Here is a 16,490-nt window from a genome sequence, read left to right as displayed (position 1 = left end):
AGGATCCGGCCCCTTCCTCGTGCGCACGGCCCCTCACGACGCCGGCACCCGTCTCGAGCGCCCCGCCCGGGGTACCCTGTGCGGGCCGTGTGCGCGCGGCCCGCCGCGAGGCCCCGGCATCCCCGGCGCGAGCCCTGGTCTCATGACACCGTCCCCCGCGACTCCCCGGAAGGAGGCCCGACGTGCAGCAGGTCCTCTCCGGCTTCGCCGTGGTGTGGGTGATCATCGCCGTCGGCTTCCTCGTGGGGCGCACGGGCGTGCTCGGCGAGGACGCCCGCACGGTGCTCTCGCGCACCGCGTTCTTCGTGGGCAACCCCGCCCTGCTCTTCGTCACCCTCTCCCGCGCGGACGTCGCCGCCGTGCTGGGCCCCCAGCTGTGGGTGGCCGCGATCTCCGCGCTCGCCGCCGCGGGCGTGTACCTGGCCGTCACGGTGCCCCTGCTCCAGGGCCGGCCACCCTCGGAGCGCGTCATGGCCGCCCTGAGCTCGTCCCTCGTCAACTCGGCCAACCTGGGCATCCCGATCGCCACGTACGTGCTCGGCGACGCGGCCCTCGCCGCGCCGGCGCTCATCTTCCAGCTGGCGGTCTACACGCCGCTGTACGTGGCCGCCATGGACGCCACGACGGCACGGGAGGCCGAGGAGCGGGCCACCGGCCGGCGGGCCGTGCGCCGCTCCCCCGGACGGGCGGCGCTCGCCCAGCTCGGCCAGACCGCCCGCAACCCCATGGTCGTGGGCGCGATGCTCGGCCTGCTCTTCTCCGTCACCGGCTGGGCGCTTCCGAGGCCGCTCATGCAGTCCGTCGAGCTGATCGGCGGGCTGTCCATCCCGGCCATGCTCCTCGCGTTCGGCATGTCGCTCGTGGGCTCGCGTCCGCTCGCCCGGGCCGGCGGCCGTCGGGCGGACGTGCTGATCGCCTCGGCCGTGAAGCTGCTCGTCCACCCGCTGCTGGCCTGGGTGCTGGCCCAGTTCGTGTTCGGGCTCGACGCCCGGCACGTGTTCGTCGCCGTCGTGCTGGCCTCCCTGCCCACGGCGCAGAACGTGTACGTCTCCGCCGTGCGCTACGACGCCGGCCTGCGCGTCTCGAAGGACACCATCCTGGTGACCACGGTCGTCGCGATCCCGGCGATGATCGGTGTGGCGCTCGTGCTGGCCTGACCGTGCCGAGCCCGCCCGCCGGCGGCGCACGTGCCACGGCCGGGGTGCGCCCTAGGATGAGCCGCATGAGCGAGAACACCGCGGGCGACGGCCTGCTCGAGTCCATCCGCCAGGGCTACACCTTCGAGGACCCCACACTCACGCTGGGGGCCGCCGTCGTGGACGGCGAGGTGCACCCCGAGGTGCCCGTGCGCCTGCCGCTGCGCATGATGAACCGCCACGGCCTCGTGGCCGGCGCCACCGGCACGGGCAAGACGAAGACGCTGCAGATGATGGCCGAGCAGCTCTCGAAGGCCGGCGTCCCCGTGTTCCTCGCGGACGTGAAGGGCGACCTCTCCGGCCTGGCCACCGCCGGGACGGCCTCGGACAAGCTCTCCGAGCGCACCGCCGCCACCGGCATGCCGTGGGAGCCGCGCGCCTACCCGGTCGAGTTCCTCGCCCTGGGCGGCGACGGCGTCGGGGTGCCGGTACGCGCCACCGTGGACGCCTTCGGCCCTCTGCTGCTCTCCCGCGTGATGGACCTCAACGAGACCCAGGAGTCCTGCCTGCAGCTCATGGTCCACTGGGCGAACGAGCGTGACCTGCCGCTGGACGACCTCACGGACCTCAAGGCCGTGGTCACCCACCTGACCAGCGACGAGGGCAAGGACGACCTCAAGGGCCTGGGCGGCGTCGCGAAGGCCACCGCCAACGTGATCCTGCGCGAGGTCACGGGCCTGGAGGCCGCGGGCATGGACCGCTTCTTCGGCGTGCCCGAGTTCGAGACCGCCGAGCTGCTGCGCGTGGCCCCGGACGGCCGCGGCGTGATCTCGGCCCTCGAGCTGCCCACCCTGGCCACCAAGCCGCAGCTGTTCTCCACCTTCATGATCTGGCTGCTGGCCGACCTCTTCGCCGAGCTCCCCGAGGCGGGCGACCTGGACAAGCCCAAGCTCGTGTTCTTCCTCGATGAGGCGCACCTGATCTTCAAGGGCGCCTCGGACGCGTTCCTGGACTCCATCACGACCACCGTGCGGCTCATCCGCTCGAAGGGCGTGGGCCTGTTCTTCGTCACCCAGACGCCGCAGGACGTGCCCGCCGAGGTGCTCGGCCAGCTGGCCAACCGCGTCCAGCACGCGCTGCGCGCCTTCACCCCGCAGGACGCCAAGGCGCTCAAGCAGACCGTCCAGACCTTCCCGACGACGGACTACGACCTCGCCGAGGTCCTCACCTCCGCGAAGGTCGGCGAGGCCGTGGTCACGGTGATGGATCCGGACGGGGCCCCGACGCCCGTGGCGCTGACCCGCATGTGGTCCCCCGAGTCGGCCATGGAGCCCGCCGCGGCCGAGGCCATGCAGGCGATCGTGGCGGCCTCCCCGCTCATGGCGGAGTACGGCACGGCCGTGGACCGGGAGTCCGCGGCGGAGAAGCTGGCGGCCGAGGCCGCGGAGGCTCCCGCCACCGGCGGCAGCGCCCGCGGGGAGGACGCCCGCCTGGCGGACGGGCGCGCCGACGGCGGCACGGTGGTCTCCGGCGTCGACCTCGGCGACCTCGAGAAGATGCGCCGCGAGGAGGAGAAGGCCGCCGAGCGCGCGCGGCGGGAGGCCGAGAAGCCCAGCGAGTTCGAGAGGGCCATGGGCAACTTCGTGAAGTCGGCCGGCACACAGCTGGGCCGCGAGGTGGTGCGCGGCGTGTTCGGCACGCGCAGCCGCCGCGGCGGCGGGCTGCTGGGCGGGCTGTTCGGCCGCTGACCCGCGCCGGGGCCGACGTCGTCGGTGGAGGCGCCGCGGGGTCAGCGCACGCCGTGGTGCGTGAGGGACGTGGCCCAGCGCTCGATGGCGTCCCAGTCGCGGAAGTCGCCGTAGTGCTCGTTCTTGGAGACCTTCAGCTTCATGCGCTCGATCCAGCTGAGCCGCTCCTCCACGAGGGCCCCGCGGAAGTAGGCCACGTCCCGGGCACCGTAGGTCTCGAGCTGCGCGGCGACCTTGGGCAGCGGCTCCGGGGCGCCGCCGGAGGCCAGGATGACCAGCGGGCGCAGGGACAGCTCGGCGCGGCGAGAGTCCAGGAAGTGCTTGGCCTCCGCGTCGAGGGAGCCGGTGTACACGGGCGCGGCGACGATGACGGCGTCCGCGGTGTCCAGCCAGGCGCCGGCGCCGGCGGGATCCTCCACGACGGTCTCCACGGACTGGCTGGTCCGCAGCACCTCGGCGACGCGCTCGGCGATCTCGCGGGTGGAGCCGTGGTGGGACGAGGCGACGATGAGCGTGGTCATGGGACTGCGCACCCTTCGGGTCGGCGGTGGGACGTCGGGCTCAGTGTATCCCGCGCAGGTCCAGGTCCAGGCGGGACTCCGCACCCTCCGGGGCCTGCCCGGGGGCGTGCACGCTCACGGGGATCCCCCAGTCCTGCTGGTACAGGTGGCAGGCCGCGTGGTCCGGGATCGGCTGGCCCTTCTCGCCGTCGCACGCCGCGGCGCGCGCGGTGATGTGCAGGACGCCCTCGGGGACGTCCGGGTTCAGGCGCAGCGTGCGGCTCAGCCCCGTGGACGTGCCCGCGCCCTCGAGGAGCAGCTCCTCCGGCGAGGAGGAGACCTTGAGCTGCGTGGGGTCGCCCCAGCGGTCGTCGAGCTTCTGCCCGGAGGGCGCCGCGAAGCCGATCCCCAGGGTCACCTCGCCCGCCACCATCGGCGTGCGGGGCCGCTGCGTCTGACGCGCGCCCTCGTCCACGCTCAGGTACTCCTCGGGCACGCCGATCCGCACGAGCCGGTGCGCGTTGGTCTCCACGACGACGATCGCGCTCGCGTTCCCCTCCGCGTCCTCCTCCACGAGCACGTCGGAGGGCTCCTGGAGACCCCGCGCCAGGGTGGAGACCACGGCCGGCGTCGGGCGGCCGGCGGCGTCCTCGCCGGCGGGCGCGTACCGGCGGATCGCCCCGTTGTACGTGTCCGCCACGAGCACGGAGCCGTCCGGCAGCGCGGTCACCCCGAGCGGGTGCTGGAGCCGGGCCTGGGCGGCCTCGCCGTCCACGAAGCCGAAGTCGAACAGGCCCGTCCCGACGGCGGTGCCCACCGTGCGCTCCCCGTCCGCCTCGCGCACCCAGCGGATCGCGGAGGTCTCGGAGTCGGCGGCCCACAGGGTGGCGTCCGGGCCGTAGGAGAGGCCGGAGGTCTGCGCGAACCACGCGGTGGCGGCGGCGCCGTCGGTGAGACCCTCGAGGCCGGTGCCCGCGAAGACCGCGAGGCGACGCGCCTCGGGGTCGAAGGAGAAGAGCTGGTGCGTGCCGGCCATCGCCACGACCACGCGCCCGGCCGCGCCGTCCCACGCGAGGTCCCACGGCGAGGAGAGGGAGACGGTCAGCGGGTCCGCCTCGATCACGCCCAGGTCGACGGCGGGGCCGTCCGCGGGGTCCGCCCCGTCGGCGCCGGCCGCGGCCTTGGCCCGCTCGGAGTCGATCAGGCGCTGCACGCCGTTGCCGGCCAGGGTGGTGACCTCGCCCGTGGTGAGCGAGAGACCGCGCAGGCGGTGGTTCACGGTGTCGGCCACCAGCACGTCGCACCCGAGCCGGGCCGCCACGTCCTCGGGCAGCACGAGCAGGCCGTTGGGCTCGTTGAAGAGGGCGGTCTCCGGGCCGCCGTCGCGGTGCCCGCGCGTGCCCGGCGTCGGGAGGGCGAGCCCGGCCGCCTCCGCCGAGGCCTGCGCCGGGTCCCCGCCGCCCCACGCGCGCAGCACGGTGGTGAGGTCCTCGGCGACCTCGACGATCCGGTGGTGTCCCGTGTCCGCCACGAGGAACGCGCCCGGCTGCGAGCCGCGCCCGCCGAGCGAGACGGCCTTGCCGGGGAACTTCAGGTCCCGCGCCACCGGGGCCGGCGGCACGTACGGCCCGCTGCCCCGGTGCAGGGTGCCCTTGGCCTCGTGCTCCGCCACGAGCTCCTGCACGAGGGAGTGCAGGCCCGCCACGTGGCCCTCACCGGAGAGGGTGGCGGCGATGCACCCCTCGGGGTCCACCACCACGAGGGTGGGCCACGCGCGCGCCGAGTAGGCCTGCCACGTGGTCAGCTCGGGGTCGTCCAGCACGGGGTGGGCGATCGCGTAGCGCTCGACGGCGGCCGCGAGCGCCGCCGGGTCCGCCTCGTGCTCGAACTTGGGCGAGTGCACGCCCACGGTCACCACCACGTCCGAGAACTCCTCCTCCAGGGGGCGCAGCTCGTCCAGCACGTGGAGGCAGTTGATGCAGCAGAACGTCCAGAAGTCGAGGATCACGATCTTGCCGCGCAGGTCCGCGAGGGTGACGGTCTCCCCGCCGGTGTTGAGCCAGCCGCGGCCCACGAGCTCGGAGGCCCGCACGCGGGCGCTCGTGCGCGGCACGGGGAGGGTGGGCGAGGCGGCATTCTGCGACGTCATGGCGTCCATTGTGGTCCCCCGCCCCGCGGGTCACGACATGCCGCGTCGCAAAGCCGGGGCCGCGGGCCGCGGCGGCTCCGGCCACCGCGGCCGCCCGGCCGGCCGCACCTCGCTGCCCGAGAGCGCGGCGGTCAGCCCGCGCGCAGCGCCGCGGCCAGGATCTCCTCGGCCATCAGGGTGAACTGCCGCTCCCCGGCCTGGTCCTGCCCCGAGAAGGACACCATCACCACGTGGTCGCCGGCGACGGCGGTGAGCACCTGCGCGGTCAGCTGCGGGGACTCCTCCGAGGCCAGCGAGCGCTGCCACACGAGGCCGGACTGGGCAGGCGAGCCGTCCGAGAGCTCGGCGGGCCGGGTGAGGAGTCGGTAGTCCTCGGTGCCGCCGCCCTCGCGCACCGTCACGTCCATCTGCCGGCAGTCGGCCAGCAGGCTGTTCGCGGTCTGCAGATGCTGCTCCACCTGCTGGCGCCCCGGGCCGTCGAGCGTGGCCACCTCCACCGTTCCGGTGCCGGAGAAGGAGTCCGCGCCCACGTCGACGCGCGTCACCTCCTCCTGGTCGAGCAGGATCGGCGAGAAGTCGAGAGCCGCGAGGGGCGGCTTGCAGGAGGCGGGCTCCACCGTGGTGCGGCCGCCGTCGGCCTGCCGCTGGCGGCTGTCCTCGCGCGCCGCGGCGATCTCCTGCTCCGAGGCGGCCTGCTGCCGGATGAAGCCGAAGGTCGCGGCCCGCAGCGCGGCGGCCTCGGCCATGCGCTGGTCCGGCCGGTCCCCCAGGTCCAGCCCGGCGGCGGCGGAGCTGGCCTCGGCAGCGGGCACGGACGCGCCGGGGGACGGACCGGCGCCCGCGTCGCCCCCGTCGCCGGCGTCGCCGGCGCCGCAGCCCGCGAGGACGAGCGCGGACGCCGCCGCGATCCCGGCGAGGCCGCGGCGCCGCGGGGCCCGGGACGAGGGACGGTGGGGACGCGGGTCAGCGGCCATGCTGGGGCTCCTGGAGGTGGTCGGCGGGGCTCGCCGCGCCGGCGCTCTCGGCGGCGGGGGTCTCGGCGGCGGACGCGCGGACGGGCGGGGCTCCCACGGAGGGTGACCCGTGCGCCGGGGCCGGCGCGTGGTTCAGGTTCGCGTACATGGCGTTCCACGCGTTCAGCTCGGCGTCGCCGTCCCGGTCGGCCTTGCGGTCCAGGCGCACGGCGTTCTTCGTGTCGCTGCGGTACCAGAGCACCGCCACGGTCACGGCCATGGCCACGGTGGGGAACTCGCCGATGCCCCACATGATGCCGCCGCCGATGCGCTGGTCCTCGAGGGCGGGCGGACCCCAGTCCCGGCCGAGGTTGCCGAACCACGAGGCCTGGAGCAGGCCCGTGGAGGAGGTCATGGCCACGCCGATGAACGCGTGGAACACCATGGTGGCCAGCAGCAGCACGAGGCGCAGCGGGTACGCCGGGCGGTCGGGCAGCGGGTCCGAGCCCACCATGACCAGGGCGAAGATGAACCCGGTGAGAAGGAAGTGCACGTTCATGAACTCGTGCCCCACGTGCTCCTCGAGGGCGAACCGGAAGAAGTCCGTGTAGTAGAAGACGAGGATCGACCCGGCGAAGTTCACCCCCGCCACGATCGGGTTCGTGATGAACCGGCCCCACGGCGAGTGCACGATCCACAGGATCCACTCGCGCGGCCCGCGCGTGCCGTCCGTGCGCGAGGGCAGGGCGCGCAGCGCGAGCGTGATGGGGGCGCCCATCACGAGGAACAGGGGCACGATCATGGTCAGCGTCATGTGGCCCACCATGTGCGCGCTGAACAGCACCATGCCGTACACCGCGGGAGCGCCGGACGTCGCCCACAGGAGCACGGCGAGGCCCGTGAGCCAGGAGAGGGTGCGCAGCACGGGCCAGCGGTCGCCGCGCCGGTGCAGCTGGAGGGTGGAGCGGACGTACCACACGGCCAGGAACGCGATGATGGCCACCCACAGCCAGTCGACGCGCCACAGGGTGAACCAGCGCTCGGGCGTGAGCTCGGGGGGCATCTCGTACCCGGTGAGGATGCGGGCCGGGGTGGCGTCCGGGGCCAGCTCCTCCGGCTTGGGCGGCGCGGTGCGGGCGAGGACGGCGGAGACGCCCATGACGGCCGCCATGATCACCGCCTCCACCGCGATCAGCTGCCACAGCAGTCGGCGGGCCGCGGCCGGGCTCTCCGCCTCCCCGTCCGCGCCCAGGCGGGGGATGATGCTGCGCCGGTGCACGAGCCCGATGGCGCCGAGCACCACGGCGGCCACGGCCTTGGCGACGACGACGAGGCCGTACGGGCTGGCCAGCTGGGAGAGGTGCTCCATGCGCAGCGCGGCGTTCACGATGCCGGACAGCACCACGGTCGCCAGGCCCAGCCCGGCGAGGAGGGAGTAGCGGGAGACCACGGTGTGCAGCAGGGGCGCGGGGCCTTGGCGGCGGGTGCTCGCGCCGTGGCCCTGCGCCCCGTTCGGCCCGGTCAGCGTGCTCGAGATCGCGGCGAGCGCGAGCAGGCCGCCCACCCACGTGACGACGCCGATCAGGTGCAGGCCGATCGAGTTCACGGCGCCGTAGTGGTCGTCGCCGCCGGCCGCGTGGCCGATCAGCGCGAGCGGGACGATCGCCAGCATCGCGAGGATGCCGGTCCAGAACAGCCCGGAGTGGGAGCGCACCGCGATCACGAGGGTGGTCACCACGGCGGCGATCACCGTGACCCAGAACCACGCGCGGCCCACGGAGATGGAGGCCGCGTAGGCCAGGAGCCCGTCCGTGAACCCCTGCCCCGCGGTCACCGGGATGCCGGCCAGGTCCGAGTAGGAGAGGATCCCGACGGCGAGCGCCGCCACCGTCCACGTCCCCGCCGCCCACGCGGCCACCTGCATCACCCGCGCGAAGGCCGGGTGCTCCGGCAGCGGCCCCGCGGCGGCGTCGGCACGGCGCTGGGCGCCCGAGCGGTGCCGCCGTTCCGCGCCGGCCGCGTGCGGGGGAAGGATCCCGGCCGCCAGGATGGTCGCACCGATGGTGAGGGCCATGGCGGTGTGGGAGACCGCCGTCGCGAGCGGCACGCCCCACCGCGTGATCGGGCCGGGGTCCGAGAGCGCGCGGGCCGCGGAGACGCCGGTCAACCACGCGGTCAGCACGAGCGCGAGCACGCCGGCGGCCGCGGCCACGGGCCACACCCACGCGGGCACGCCGACGCGGCCGACGGTCCTGGGATCCGTGGAGCGCGGTGCGGCCGACGCGGGCGCGTCGGCGGGGGAAGCGGGAGCGGAGGGCATGGGATCCATTCAATCAGCAGGGGCGGAGGATCAGGCGAACAGGACGTCGCCCACGAAGCCGCCCTCGGCGCAGCCGGGCGGGATCGCGAACACGGCGGAGCCGACCGGGCGCGTCCAGATGTTGAGCCGGTCGGACTCGGCGAGCCGCCGCTGCACCGGGACGAACTGCCGCTCCACGTCCGCCTGGTAGGCGGCGAAGAGGAGTCCGGCACCGGTCGGGCCGTCGTCGTAGTTGTAGCCGCGCCGGAGCATCCCGTACTCGGGGACGTCCATCCGGGCGCGGGCCAGGTGGGAGTCCTCCGGGATGACGGGGAACCCGGCCGGGCCGAGCGCCGCGAAGTCCGGCGCATCCCCCTCCGCCTCCCCGGTGAGCGGGGCGCCCGTGCCGAGGGTGCGGCCGATCGTCTTCTCCTTCGCCGGGCGGTCCAGCTCGTCCCACGTGTCCATGAGCATGTCGATCCGCCGCAGCACCAGGGACGTGCCGTCCGTGATCCACGGGCTGATGCCCACCTGCTCGGCCCCGACGCCCCAGACCACGCGGTCGAGGTGCGGCGTCTCGGCGGCGGGGTTCGCCGTCCCGTCCACCTGGCCGAAGAGGTTGCGCATCGTGGTGCCGGTGGGGTGCGCGCCGCGGGCGGAGCGGAACCCCTCCTGCGACCAGCGCAGTCCCGCGAACGGTCGCGCGACCTTGAGGAGCATCCGGCGGGCGTGCGCCACCGAGATGCGGTCGTCGCCGCAGATCTGCAGCAGCAGGTCACCGCCGCTGAAGCGTGCCTCGAGCCGATCGATCTCGGGGAAGGCCGGCAGCGGCCCCAGCCACTCCGAGACGGCCGTCGGCTTCACCCGCCGCACCAGCTCCGGCCCGAAGCCGAACGTCACCGTCAGCCGTGCGGGCGCGGCGGCGAGCTCGGGCTCGGTGTCGGCCAGGGTCGCCCGCCCCTGTGTGAGGCGGGCGGCGTCATCGCTCAGGAGGCGCAGCAGTCGGCCGATCCGCTCACGGTCCGTCCCCGGCTCGAGGTCGAGCGCGAGGAACAGGGCATGCGTCTGGGCGGGGGTGTCGACGCCGGCCTGGCGCGGTCCGTGGAACGGCACGGTGTCCGTGCCCACAGGCGAGCTGACCGCGACGCGCGCGGCCTCGCCGCCCGGCTCGGCCCAGCCGGAGCCGGGCTCGGCGCCCTCGAGGCCGGTGTCGCCCATGACGTCGGAGGGCGAGGCGGACGGGGTCCCCGGAGCGGGGGCCGCCGACCCGGGGGCGCCGGCCGCGTGGCCGGCGCCGAACCCCAGGGCGGATCCGAGCATGCCCCCGCCGAGCGCTCCGGCGCCGAAGAGGAGCCCGCGTCGGGTGGGGTCAGTGGTCTCCATGGCCGGCCGATCCCGGCGCCGCGGCGGACGAGGTGCCGTGCTCCATCCCCGAGTGGTCCAGGGAGGAGGGGGCCGCCGCCCCCGCCTCACCGCCGTGGTAGGACTCGTTCGCCCCCGTGAACGGGCGGGCGAGAGACCGCACGTCGAGCGTGGAGCCGTCCTCGAGGGCCAGCGTGTAGGCGACCTCCTCGCCCGGCTCCACGGGGTCCGTGAGGCCCATGAGCATGACGTGACGGCCACCGGGCACGAGCTCCAGCGAGCCCCCGGCCGGCACGGTGAGGCCGTCCTCGGTCTCGCGCATGACCTTCTGGCCGTTCGGGCCGTCGGCCATCTCGTGCAGCTCCGCGCGGGGAGCGGACGGCGAGGTCACGGAGACGATGTGGAGCGGGGCGTCGGACGCGTTCTCGAGCGTGCCGAACGAGCCGGTCATGGCGCCGTCGACGGCCTTGGTCCACGGGTCCACGACGCGCAGGGACGCGGCCTGGGCGCCCTCGGAGGCGGCGGTGCCGGAGCCGGACGCGGCCGGCGACGACGACGCGGCACCGGGGGCGGAGGAGGCGGAGACCGTGGCCGCCGAGCCGGCCGCAGCGCTGGACGTCGGAGCGGGCTCGGCGCCGCCGGTGCACGCGCTCAGGGTGAGGGCCGAGGCGGCGAGGACGGCGGCGAGGCCGAGGCGGGAGGAGGGACGGGAGGAGGGATGGGTGGTGTTCGAGGGCATGTCGGTGTCTTTCAGAAGGAAGGGCGCGTGGACGCGCCGGAGATGCGGGGACGACGTCGCGGCCGCGCGCCCCGGGTGTCCGGGGGCGGCTGGCGTCGGTGAGGCGGTGGGAGAGCGCTCAGCGGTCGGCGTCGAGGTGGCCGAGCGCCGTGGCCTTGCGGTGCAGCGCGAGCGCGCCGAGGCCCAGCACCAGCAGGCCGCCGATGCCGAGAGGCCACACCCAGCCGGGCAGCCCCTCGTCCTCGGCCGAGGCCGGTGCGTTCGCGGCCGCGGCGGACGACGCCGCCGGGTCGGACGCGGTGGAGCCGGCTGTGGTGGACTCGGACGGCGCCGAGGACTCCCCGGCGGCCGGAGACGTCGATGCGGGGGTGGAGGTGCCGGCGGCGGCCACGCCGCAGCCCTCGGGCGCGGTGCCCTCGGCCGGGGCGGCGGGGTCCTCCACGGTGAACGCGTAGGTCTGCTCCTCGGAGTGGCCGTCCGAGTAGACCACGCGGTAGGCGACGTCGTACGCGCCGTTCGGCAGGCCCTCGCACAGGGGCACGCTCAGGGTGGGCCCGTCGACGGTGCCGGGGCCGGCCTGCCACTGACTGCCGTGCGCGTCGCGCACCTGCGCCAGGTTCTTGATGCCCTGGCCGTCGATCAGGTCGCCGCTGAAAGTCAGCGAGACCTCGGACGGCGCGTCGGTTGCGGACGCCCCCTGCGCGGGGACGGCCTTGACCAGCTCGTCGTGCGCGGCCGCCGGCGTCGCCCCGGCCAGGGCCAGGGCGGGGAGCAGCGCGAGCCCGGCGGCGGCGCGCAGGGCGCGACGCGGGGCGATGCGGGAGTGGCGGGGGATGGAGACGGGGGTCGAGTCGGGGCTTGAGACGGGGGTGTGGGGGTGCATGGTGTCCTCCCCGGCCCTCGGGGGCGCGGACGTGCCGCGGCCGGGGCCGAGATGCAGAGCGGGTGGGGGCGCGTGCGGCCCGCGCCCACGGGGCGCCATCAGGCCGCGAGGGCGAAGGGCGGCCCGCGCAGACCCGGCGTGCTGAAGACGAGGAGGGACTCCACGGGGCCCGCGGCGCGCGGGGCCGGGCGGCCCGCGGGGCGGGCCGGGGCGGGGGCGGGGGCGCTGGCCCACAGGATCAGGGTGGTCTCCAGGACGCGCTCCGCGAGCGCCACGACGGCGCGCTCGCCCCAGCGCAGCACCGCCACGGTGAGGACGGCGGCGACGAGGTGCGCCGCGAGCATGGCCGCCCCGGCGTCCGTCGGCGCCCCGGCCGACGCCGGTCCGGGCACCACCGCGAGCAGCGGCGCTCCCCCGGCCGTGGCGCGGCCGAGGTGGCCGGCGTGCTCGGCGGAGGCGGCGGCCACAGAGTGCCCGCCGTGGGAGAGGCCGTACAGCGCGTGGAAGAGGCCCTGCGCCCCGATCACGGCCGCCACGGTGCGCCACAGGCTCAGCGCGCGGCCGGCGAGAGCGGTGCACAGCGGGGCGGCGAGGACGGTGCTCGCGAGCAGCAGGCCCGGCCCCGGAGCGCCGTGGCCCGGGGAGGCGGCCGCGTGGAACAGGGCGGCGAGCAGGGTCATCGCGGAGGCGCCGGCCCAGCCTCGCAGCAGGCGGGCGGGGCCGCGGACGACACGCGGGGACGCGTGTTCCATGGCGGGCTCCTCCCCCCCTATCGTCGCGGGACCGGCGGTGCCCTCGATTCTACGCCTCGTGGACGCGGACGCAGTCCGGAGATCGCCCGCCGAGACGACGACGGGCGCCCCACGCGTGCGGGGCGCCCGTCTGGGCCGTGCCGGCCGCCTCGTCACGAGGCGCTCAGGCACCGGGACCGATCACTCGGAGGCGGCGGCCTTGAGCTTGGAGCCGGCGGTGACCTTCACGGAGTGACCGGCCGGGATGGTGATCTCCTCGCCGGTGCGGGGGTTGCGGCCGGTGCGCTCCTTGCGCTCGGTGCGCTCGACGGCGAGCCAGCCGGGGATCGAGACCTTCTCGCCCTTCTTCACCTGAGCGGAGAGCACCTCGAAGAGCGCATCCACGGTGTCGCTGACGGCGGACTGGGTGGTGCCGGCGCGCTCAGCGACGGCGGCGACGAGATCCTTGCGGTTCATGGCCATGGGGTCCTCCCTGTGGGACGTTGATGTCGGACCCGGGCCGATCGACCCGGGCTGCCAGTTGCGAACGTACCACCTGCGTCCGGCCTCCGCCCCATCTGAGCGGCGTGATTCCGCGAATTCCGGGCCGGAACGCCCCCAGGTGCACGAACGCCGACGGCGGTGGGGCCATCGCAGGGATGGCTCCCACCGCCGTCGGCGGGGTGGCGACGGCCGTCGAGGGCCGGTCTCCGACGCACCGGGCCGAGGGGCCCGGCGCCTCAGGTCACCAGGAGGACTTGGTCACGCCGGGCAGCTCGCCACGGTGCGCCATGTCGCGGAAGCGCACGCGGGAGATGCCGAAGCGCTGGAAGGTGCCACGGGGGCGGCCGTCGATGACGTCGCGGTTGCGCACGCGCACCGGCGAGGCGTCGCGGGGCATCTTCTGCAGGCCGATGCGGGCGGCCTCGCGGGCCTCGTCCGAGGCGTCGGGGTCGACCAGGGTCTTGCGCATCTCGGCGCGCTTCTCGGCCCAGCGGGCGACGATGGCCTTGCGCTGCTCGTTCTTGGCGATCATGGACTTCTTGGCCATCTCAGCGCTCCTCTCGGAAGTCGACGTGCTTGCGGACCACCGGGTCGTACTTCTTCAGGGTGATGCGATCCGGGTTGTTGCGGCGGTTCTTGCGCGTCACGTAGGTGTAGCCCGTGCCGGCGGTGGACTTCAGCTTGATGATCGGACGAACGTCCTTGTCCTTGGCCATGTCAGAACTTCACTCCCTTCGCGATGAGATCCGCGATGACGGCGTCGATGCCGCGCACGTCGATGGTCTTGATGCCCTTGGCCGACAGCGTCAGCGTGACGTTGCGGCGCAGGGACGGGACCCAGTAGGTCTTCTTCTGGATGTTCGGGTCGAACCGACGCTTGTTGCGGCGATGCGAGTGGGAGATGCTGTGGCCGAATCCCGGCCCAGCCCCGGTTACCTGGCAGTGTGCTGCCATGATCACTCCTCGTGGCAAGTAGTAGTAAAAGGACGGGCGGAACCCGCAGTGCGCTGCGCCCCGGACTCGTCGTCCAGGGACAACCTGTGAGCCCCGCCCCGGGTGTGGACACCGCACTCTTACTGCGACTTCTCGAAAAGGTGGACCAGGCTGGGTGAGAGCCAACCGAAGTGCCTTATGGGATCGCTGGTGTGAACGGTGAGCCCCGGCTCGCCCCACGGGAGGGGACGTCACCGGGATCCGGTCTGCGGGAGCGCGTTGCTTTTCCGACCCAGCCCCCACGCCCGAGGGCAGGGAGAATGAGAACAACGCGGCGTGCGCCGTCCCATCTTACGGGGAGCACCCCATGCGGACCAAACTCGGTCCTAGGGCGCGCGGCGACGTGCCGGAGCACGGATCAGGAGCCGGCGCGCGGACCCGGCCCGGCGGACCTGCGCGCGTCGGCGTCGGCGGACGCCTCGGACGCGAGCGGGAGGATCCAGTGGTCCTCACGCAGGCCCGCGAGGACCTTCGAGGACACCCGCACGGCGTCACGGACGTCCGTCTCGTCCAGGTGCTGCACCCATATCTCACCCACCAGGCGGGTGTAGACCGCCGAGCACCGCACGGCACGCTCGAGGCCCTCGGACGTGAGGCGCACCAGGGTGACGCGGGCGTCGGTGGCGGAGGGGCGTCTGGCCAGCCAGCCGCGCGCCTCGAGCCGGCGCACCACGTGTGACAGACGGGAGAGGGAGGAGCTCACGCGGGTGGCCGCCACGCTCATGGCCACCTCGCCGGACTCGGGATCGCCGTCCTCGCCGAGGAGCACCACCAGGAGGTGGTACTCGAAGGGCGTGACGCCGCACTCCCGGTGCAGGGAGGCCTCGAGCCTGGACTGGGCGGCCAGCATCGCGGCCACCGTCACGCCCCACGCGAGTCGTTCGTCCCGGCTGGTCTCACTCGTCTGGAGCGGATCCTCCAGAAGGCGGGCCAGGCCGGCCCGCTCCTCCTCCGAGGCGGGCTGGGGGGCCGGGGACGACGATGCCATGCAGAAGACTCTCCCATGTCAGACCTCCGTGGCAGCCCCGACGCGCGGCGGCGGAACGTCACGTCCACGCCGGGACACTCCTCCGGCACCGCCGGATGACTGGCCAGATTGTTGAACAACATGTACCGTCACCTTCGCGCCACGTGACAGGAATCACCCCTGCCGGGACCCCCCGCGCGCTCCCCACTCCTCCGGAAGGCCCCCCATGGCACATCCCGCTCCCGCCCCGCAGGGGACGACGCAGAGCACGCCCGCCCAGGGCTCCACCGCCCTCTCCTCCCCCCAGCGCCGCACGGCCCTGCTCGGCGCCATGTTCCTCATGGCCACGAGCGCGATCGGCCCCGGGTTCATCACCCAGACCTCCACGTTCACGGTGCAGCTCGGCGCCGCGTTCGCCCTGGCGATCCTGGTCTCGATCCTCATCGACATCGCCGTTCAGATGAACGTGTGGCGCGTCATCGGCGTCGCCGGCCTGCGTGCGCAGGAGCTGGCCAACCGCGTGCTCCCCGGCCTCGGCTGGCTGCTCTCCGCCCTCGTGTTCATCGGCGGCATGGTCTTCAACATCGGCAACATCGCCGGCACCGGCCTCGGCCTCAACGCCATGCTCGGCGCGGACGCCCTGATCGGCGGCGCCGTCTCCGCCCTGATCGCCATCGCGATCTTCCTCTCGAAGCGCGCCGGCGCCGCACTGGACCGCATCGTCGTCATCCTGGGCGCCCTCATGATCGCCCTGATGCTCTACGTGGCGATCGTCTCGAACCCGCCGGTGGGCGAGGCGCTGACCCAGTCCGTGAACGTCGGCAACCTGGACCAGGGCATGTTCCTCGCGCTGGCCACCCTCGTCGGCGGCACCGTGGGCGGCTACATCACGTACGCCGGCGCGCACCGCATGATCGACTCGGGCGTCTCCGGCGTGGACAGCGTCAAGTCCATCACCAACAGCTCCGTGCTCTCGATCATCATCACCGGCCTGATGCGCGTGCTGCTCTTCCTCGCCGTCCTCGGCGTGGTGGCCTCCGGCGCGGACCTGGGCACCACGAACCAGGCCGCCCACGCCTTCCAGGCCGCCGCCGGCGAGGTCGGCCTGCGCATGTTCGGCGTGATCTTCTGGGCCGCCGCCCTCACCTCGGTGATCGGTGCCTCCTACACCTCGGTCTCCTTCATCACGAAGTCCACCACCTCGGACCGGACCCGCAACCTGCTGACGGTGGGGTTCATCGTGGTGTGCGCGGTGCTGTACCTGGTGCTGCGCCAGGCGCCCACCACGCTGCTGGTGTTCGCCGGCGCGTTCAACGCCCTGATCCTGCCGGTGGGCTTCGCCGTGCTGCTCATCGTCGCCGCCTTCCGCCGCGACCTCATGGGCGGATACCGCTACCCGGTGTGGCTCATCGCGGTGGGCGTGCTCGCGTGGCTGCTCTCGGTGTTCATCGCCGTGCGCGCCTTCCAGCCCATGCTCCAGCTCTTCGCGGGCTGACCGCTCGCACCCCGCGCGAACGACGAGACGC

At 74.3% G+C, this 16,490-nt stretch carries 16 protein-coding genes; 3 read left to right on the top strand and 13 right to left on the bottom strand.

Annotation, left to right across the window (positions count from 1 at the left end; genetic code table 11):
* Window positions 1-182 precede the first annotated feature (182 nt).
* Window positions 183-1,157: an AEC family transporter gene (locus NJC10_RS03175; protein WP_319074540.1), complete on the top strand. Its 975-nt coding sequence runs from the start codon at window positions 183-185 to the stop codon at window positions 1,155-1,157.
* Window positions 1,158-1,222: 65 nt separating this feature from the next.
* Window positions 1,223-2,884 carry a helicase HerA-like domain-containing protein gene (locus NJC10_RS03170; protein ID WP_298712465.1) on the top strand — a complete coding sequence of 554 codons (1,662 nt, stop codon included), beginning with the start codon at window positions 1,223-1,225 and terminating at the stop codon, window positions 2,882-2,884.
* A gap of 41 nt (window positions 2,885-2,925) precedes the next feature.
* Here the strand turns inward: NJC10_RS03170 and NJC10_RS03165 are convergent, their stop codons facing one another.
* The 13 genes from NJC10_RS03165 to NJC10_RS03105 all read right to left on the bottom strand — a co-directional run bounded on the left by NJC10_RS03165 (window position 2,926) and on the right by NJC10_RS03105 (window position 14,985).
* Entirely contained in the window at window positions 2,926-3,405 is a 480-nt protein-coding gene (locus NJC10_RS03165; RefSeq protein WP_319074538.1) for a flavodoxin domain-containing protein, read from the bottom strand.
* A gap of 40 nt (window positions 3,406-3,445) precedes the next feature.
* On the bottom strand, window positions 3,446-5,533 hold the full coding sequence (locus NJC10_RS03160; RefSeq protein ID WP_319074536.1) for an NHL domain-containing thioredoxin family protein: 2,088 nt from the start codon (window positions 5,531-5,533) through the stop codon (window positions 3,446-3,448).
* 131 nt (window positions 5,534-5,664) lie between these two features.
* Entirely contained in the window at window positions 5,665-6,507 is an 843-nt protein-coding gene (locus tag NJC10_RS03155; protein WP_319074534.1) for a hypothetical protein, read from the bottom strand.
* A complete protein-coding gene (locus tag NJC10_RS03150; protein ID WP_319074532.1) occupies window positions 6,497-8,806 on the bottom strand; it encodes a cytochrome c oxidase assembly protein in 2,310 nt (769 codons plus the stop codon). Before NJC10_RS03150 ends, NJC10_RS03155 begins: the two co-directional genes overlap by 11 nt.
* Before the next feature lie 30 nt (window positions 8,807-8,836).
* Entirely contained in the window at window positions 8,837-10,168 is a 1,332-nt protein-coding gene (locus tag NJC10_RS03145; protein ID WP_319074530.1) for a Dyp-type peroxidase, read from the bottom strand.
* On the bottom strand, window positions 10,155-10,886 hold the full coding sequence (locus tag NJC10_RS03140) for a copper chaperone PCu(A)C (protein WP_319074529.1): 732 nt from the start codon (window positions 10,884-10,886) through the stop codon (window positions 10,155-10,157). The genes NJC10_RS03145 and NJC10_RS03140 overlap by 14 nt, the downstream gene beginning before the upstream one ends.
* A gap of 118 nt (window positions 10,887-11,004) precedes the next feature.
* Window positions 11,005-11,769: a copper resistance protein CopC gene (locus NJC10_RS03135; RefSeq protein WP_319074527.1), complete on the bottom strand. Its 765-nt coding sequence runs from the start codon at window positions 11,767-11,769 to the stop codon at window positions 11,005-11,007.
* Between the two features lie 98 nt (window positions 11,770-11,867).
* The gene (locus NJC10_RS03130) at window positions 11,868-12,521 is read right to left on the bottom strand and encodes a hypothetical protein (protein WP_319074526.1); all 654 of its coding nucleotides are present in this window, start codon (window positions 12,519-12,521) and stop codon (window positions 11,868-11,870) included.
* A 180-nt stretch (window positions 12,522-12,701) separates the two neighbouring features.
* Entirely contained in the window at window positions 12,702-12,983 is a 282-nt protein-coding gene (locus NJC10_RS03125) for an HU family DNA-binding protein (protein ID WP_248116273.1), read from the bottom strand.
* Between the two features lie 262 nt (window positions 12,984-13,245).
* Window positions 13,246-13,551: a 30S ribosomal protein S14 gene (gene rpsN / locus NJC10_RS03120; protein WP_248116271.1), complete on the bottom strand. Its 306-nt coding sequence runs from the start codon at window positions 13,549-13,551 to the stop codon at window positions 13,246-13,248.
* A gap of 1 nt (window position 13,552) precedes the next feature.
* On the bottom strand, window positions 13,553-13,720 hold the full coding sequence (gene rpmG, locus NJC10_RS03115; RefSeq protein WP_017488899.1) for a 50S ribosomal protein L33: 168 nt from the start codon (window positions 13,718-13,720) through the stop codon (window positions 13,553-13,555).
* Between the two features lies 1 nt (window position 13,721).
* Window positions 13,722-13,958, bottom strand: a complete 237-nt coding sequence (gene rpmB, locus NJC10_RS03110) for a 50S ribosomal protein L28 (protein ID WP_248116269.1) — start codon at window positions 13,956-13,958, stop codon at window positions 13,722-13,724.
* 397 nt (window positions 13,959-14,355) lie between these two features.
* Window positions 14,356-14,985: a MarR family winged helix-turn-helix transcriptional regulator gene (locus NJC10_RS03105; RefSeq protein ID WP_319074523.1), complete on the bottom strand. Its 630-nt coding sequence runs from the start codon at window positions 14,983-14,985 to the stop codon at window positions 14,356-14,358.
* Window positions 14,986-15,190: 205 nt separating this feature from the next.
* Between NJC10_RS03105 and NJC10_RS03100 the strand changes: the two genes are divergently transcribed.
* Complete coding sequence (locus NJC10_RS03100; RefSeq protein ID WP_248116265.1) at window positions 15,191-16,459, top strand: NRAMP family divalent metal transporter; 1,269 nt, start codon at window positions 15,191-15,193, stop codon at window positions 16,457-16,459.
* Window positions 16,460-16,490: the final 31 nt, after the last annotated feature.

Origin of the sequence: Micrococcus sp. M4NT (genome assembly GCF_033790745.1) — a bacterium.
Classification (GTDB): domain Bacteria; phylum Actinomycetota; class Actinomycetes; order Actinomycetales; family Micrococcaceae; genus Micrococcus.
This window is presented reverse-complemented; position numbering and strand designations above follow the sequence as displayed.